Source organism: Helicobacter sp. 13S00401-1 (assembly GCF_002272925.1).
In the GTDB taxonomy this organism is placed as follows: Bacteria; Campylobacterota; Campylobacteria; order Campylobacterales; family Helicobacteraceae; genus Helicobacter_I.
Window position 1 is genome coordinate 1 of sequence record NZ_MLAR01000029.1, and the last position, 4,043, is coordinate 4,043.

Annotated in this window: 2 protein-coding genes; both read left to right on the forward strand. The window is 35.0% G+C overall.

Annotation, left to right across the window (positions count from 1 at the left end; all coding sequences use genetic code 11):
- Positions 1 to 162 precede the first annotated feature (162 nt).
- Positions 163 to 2,442 (forward strand): hypothetical protein, encoded by a 2,280-nt coding sequence (locus tag BKH43_RS08230; protein ID WP_095230456.1) that lies wholly within the window; start codon positions 163 to 165, stop codon positions 2,440 to 2,442.
- Between the two features lie 111 nt (positions 2,443 to 2,553).
- Positions 2,554 to 4,008 (forward strand): hypothetical protein, encoded by a 1,455-nt coding sequence (locus tag BKH43_RS08235; protein WP_095230458.1) that lies wholly within the window; start codon positions 2,554 to 2,556, stop codon positions 4,006 to 4,008.
- Positions 4,009 to 4,043: the final 35 nt, after the last annotated feature.

Genomic DNA, 4,043 nt, shown 5'->3' on the forward strand with positions numbered 1-4,043 from the left:
CACTCCTTCTATCCTTCCTACGCTTAAAGCTGGTCCTATAGCCTTTTTTGGAAAACATCAAGCAGTGTCTTTAGAGTATCAGTACTACTTTAGAAACACAGTTCAAGGCATGGCAAGTAGTGATATCAGCCTTAACTATACCTACTATTTTGGAGGGAAATAATGAAAAAAATTAAAACTATATTCCTATGTTCTAGTCTAATAGCTACTTTAAGCACCATAGCTCTAGCTAGTGAAAGTTCTATAAGTAAAAGTAATAGCAATACTAACATTAGTAGTAAGAAAAATAGTGACATTTTTAACTCTAAGTTTGCACTTAATGATAAAACTAACTCTATAGGAAGTTCTAAGTCTATAGGAACTTTAGCGATGCTTGGAGGTAGTAATAAAGAAGATTCTAGTAGTGAAGAAAGTTCTAGTAACTCTAGCAAGTATGATATTAATGGTCTTAGGTTTAATCTAGGGCTAGGAGTAGGAAGTGGACTAGGAAGTAACTTAAAAGATTTTTATAAAAGTGATAAAAGATTAAATGCAAGATTAAGCTTAGGGACTACATTTTTTAAAACTTTAAGTAGTGGAAGCACTATAGGTTTAAAAGCTAGTATAGGAGCTGGGGCTAATAATGTCTTAAGTACTTCTAATTATGCTCCACAGTATTTTATAAACTTAGATTTTATGCAAGTGTTTAATGTAACTAGTAGTGGTTACTTTAAGCTAGGTTATATAGTAGGAGTTGGAGCTGCTATAAGATCTAACTCTGCTTATAATAGTGGAAGTGGTGATAGTAATACTGTGGTTGGGGGAGCTGCAGTAGCAGGTCAAAGTTTAATAGATTCATTTAACGCTGCCAATGCTCAAGCTATCAATTATGCCAATATGGCACTAACACAATTCCAGTATGGAGATATGACACAAGGTGTACAGTACTACCTAGATGCGCAAAAATCACTAAGTGAATCATATAATTATGAAGGTTTATGGCGTAGTAGGTACATGGGCTCATATGCCTCATCAGCACCAAGTTTTGACCAATCTGAAGTTCAGACTGTTATGACAAAAGTTGATGCAGCTATCAGCAATGTAGGGAATCAAATACAGACCCTAACACAACAAAACGCAGCCTTACAATCCAAGCTAGATCAAGCAAATAAACAATATGTCTCAACAAACTCTCAACTTAAGACAACATCAGATGAGTTAACTAAGATTAACTCTAAGCTTGCATCTTTAGAATCTCAAAAAGACTCTCTTAGTACCCAGCTTCAAGCTCAGATTGCAAAAAGTGATAAAGATGCTAAGGCTTTAAAAGATGCTCAGGCTCAAGCAAGTGCTACTCAAGCTACTCTTCAATCCCAAATAGATTCTTTAACTACTACTAAGACTAACTTAGAATCTCAAATAGCAAATCTAAATACTACTAAGACTAACCTAGAAGGTCAGATATCAACTTTACAATCTCAAAATAAAACAGCACAAGCAAGTATACAAAGTCTAACTAATGGCAATAAAGACTTACAAGATAAACTAAGTGCATTACAAACAACTAATGGAACTCAAGCAACTAATATAACTACACTAGAAGCACAAATAGCTAGTCTTAAACAAGATGCTAAAGCTGCACAAGATGCTACAGCGCAAGCTAAGCTTCAATCAGATGCAAAAATAGCACAGATACAAAAAGAATACAGTGATGCTTCAAGTTCACTAGATGAACTAAAGTCTCAGTATGCAACTAATCTAGGAAAGATTAAAGATGCAGTATCTAAACTCCAAGATACTACTAATAATGCAAGCACTACTACACAAGATATAAAAGATAATAATGCTGATATGGCTAGTGAATTAAGTGGAATCTTATCTAGTCTTCAAACTCAAGCTCAGTCTATTAAAAACCTAAGTGATACTGCTAAGACTAATGCAACTACTATAGAAAGTCTTAGAAAAACAGGAGTAGAGCTTCAAAGTACTATAGATGGACTTACTAAAGATAAAAGCACTCTAAATACTCAAATAGCAAATCTAACTACAACTAACTCTAGTTTACTTTCTAAGATAGCAGATGTAACTTATAAGATAGCAACACTTGATGGAGATAGAAAAGATACTCAAAAAAGTGCAGATGAACTTTTAACTAATCTAAGTGCCCAGTTAGATCAACTAAAAGCTGCACAAAAAGAATTAGAAGGTGTGAAACTAGCTAAAGCTAAAAAAGAACAAGAAGAAAGAGCCATAGCTGCTGCTAAGGCTGCAAGAGAACAAGAAAATAAAGAAAATGCTATGCCTACCATACTACCTACTGCAAAGGTTGGGATTATAGCTTTTATAGGAAGTAAGCAAAGTGTGTCTTTAGAGTATCAGTACTACTTTAATACTAGCAAGATTAACTCTATACCTACTAGTGATATCAGCCTTAACTATACCTACTATTTTGGAGGCAACTAGGGAAATATGAAAGTAAAAGAATAGATGAATGAAATTTAACAAGTATATGGATGAAGCAAAAAGTTAAAAACAAAAATGAAAACAGACAAATTGAAAGAAAAGGATAAAAACATGAAAGAAGTTACTAAACAAGCTTATAAAAAAGCTACTAATAAGGCTACTAGGATAATCTTAGCTACTACATTAATAGCTAGTTTTAGTTCTATGGCTATGGCTGCAGAAGGACACAAAAGATTAAGAAGTAGCGAGGTAAGGTCAGAAACTAGTAGTAATGACATAAATGGAGTTAGGTTTTTACTAGGGGCAGGAGTAGGAACTGGAGTAAGTGCTACAAGTGAAAATGGTGGTTTTACTTTAAGTACTCCTAATGCAGGAGTAGATGCTAAGTTAAAGCTAGGTACTGGAATCTTTACTACTACTAGAAATAGTACTTTAGGTTTACAAGCAACTATTGGAGTAGGAGCTAACTCTTTAGGTGCAAGTTCAAACTTTAATCCTCAGTATTCTTTGAATCTAGACTTTATACAAGCTTTTAAAGTTGGAGCTAGTGGTTATGTTAAGTTAGGTTATATACTAGGAGCTGGACTTGCTATAAGAACTCATGATAATGTTAATAGTGGAAGTGGGAATAGTAACACAGTAATAGGGGCTGCAGTAGCTATCGGAGGCCAAGATTTAATAGATAAGTTTAATACTGCAAATGCTCAAGCTAATACTTATGCCAGTAATGCACTAACACAATTTAACTCTGGAAATATAACACAAGGCATACAGTCCTATCAAAACGCACAAAAAGAACTAAGTGAAGCAAGTGAATATTCAGGTTTATGGCGTAGTAGATACATGGGCTCATATGCCTCATCAGCACCAAGTTTTGATCGAAGTACGGCTACTAGTGCCATAGCAAATGCTAAAGCTGCAGCTATTAGCAATACAACAAGTCAAATAAGCACTGTAACAACTACAGCAAATGAAGCAAAAACACTAGCTGGGGATCCAAATAACACTTCAAATATACAACAAGCTTCAGCAAAGATACAGCAAGCAAGTTCTGAGCTATCCACAGCTAAAAATAATTTACAGGCCTTACAAAACGCAGGGCTAATAAGCTCTGATGTCTATACTTCAACCGTAAAACCAGGTGATGATGCACTAACTACAGCTAAGAATACACTAACAACTAGCGGAACCATAGGTGCTCAAGCTGCGCAAATAGTCACACTTCAACAACAACTCACAGATGCAGAGGGAGCAGCTAAAGCAAGTAATGATAACAATGCTAAGCAGCTTCAAGCTCAAGCACAAAAGATAGCAACACTTCAACAACAACTTGAAGATATGAACAAAAAGGCTATAGCAGCAGCTAATGCTGATAGGCAAAGAGCTAATAGAAATGCCAACAACACACCTACTATCTTACCTACTGCAAAAGCTGGTCTTATAGCCTTTTTTGGGAAACATCAAGCAGTATCACTAGAGTATCAATACTACTTTAGAAACACAGTTCAAGGCATGGCAAGTAGTGATATCAGCCTTAACTATACCTACTATTTTGGAGGGAAATAAGAGAAATGGAGAAATAACATTAATAAAAATATTTA